The 856-nt window shown below is 70.1% G+C and carries 1 pseudogene; it reads right to left on the reverse strand.

Going from position 1 to position 856, the window contains the following annotated elements:
* A pseudogene (locus IEG05_RS23115) lies at positions 1–844 on the reverse strand (2Fe-2S iron-sulfur cluster-binding protein); the annotation flags it as partial.
* Positions 845–856: the final 12 nt, after the last annotated feature.

Here is an 856-nt window from a genome sequence, read left to right on the forward strand (position 1 = left end):
GGCAGCATGGCGATGAAGCGATCGAATACGAGCGCTTGACCTGGTTCCCGCCTGAATGCACCGAAAGCGTGAGGAACTGGCCGGGCTCGAACTCGAACGGCAGCGCACCCACGCCCTCCACTGGCGCCAGCCGAAACGTCTTGACCTTGGGCGTCTCCTGGAAGACGCGTGCGACCCGCAGCTTGCCCACCCAGCCGCCCATGGTGGACACGGGTGCGCGTGCCTGCGGCTCGCCCTCGGCCGGCACGCCCGGAGACACGGACGCCGCGGGGGCCGGCGCCACACCGGAACGAGGCGCAGCGGCGGGGGCCGGAGGCACCGGTGCCCCGGTGCGCAACGTGGCGAGGACCGCATTCGTGCGTCGGGTTCGCGCCACGTACATCCAGGCGGCCAGCAGCGCAAAGGCCAGCAGCAACGCCATCGTGAAGTAGTGGAAGCCCGACAGGCCGAAGACGCCGTGCGCCGGGGCCGTGGTCAGGGGATCGGTCAGGTTCATCTCGCGCCGGAACCACGCCAGCGCGATCCCCCGCGGCGCCTGTCCTTCGGCCAGTGCGCGGTAGGCCGACAAGCCGCTGTCGAATTCGCCCCAGGCCACGCGCATGCGGTCGGATGCTTCCTGCAGGCCGCCGTAGTCGTTGCGCTGGACCGCGTGCGACGCCTCCGACGACAGGGACGCCAATAGCTGGATCCCTTCGTGCATCCGGTGGTGGGCGAGCTGCTCAACGCTCGCGCGCCGCTCCGGCGGTAGATCCGGCAGCGCCATCAGCTGCGGATACAGCAGCTTGTTGAGGCGCCGATCCCGACCGCACTCGTCTCCGCGGCAGCCGCGCATCATGTCGTCCATCATGCCGCCCAT

Source organism: Stutzerimonas kunmingensis, assembly GCF_014764705.1.
GTDB lineage: Bacteria > Pseudomonadota > Gammaproteobacteria > Pseudomonadales > Pseudomonadaceae > Stutzerimonas.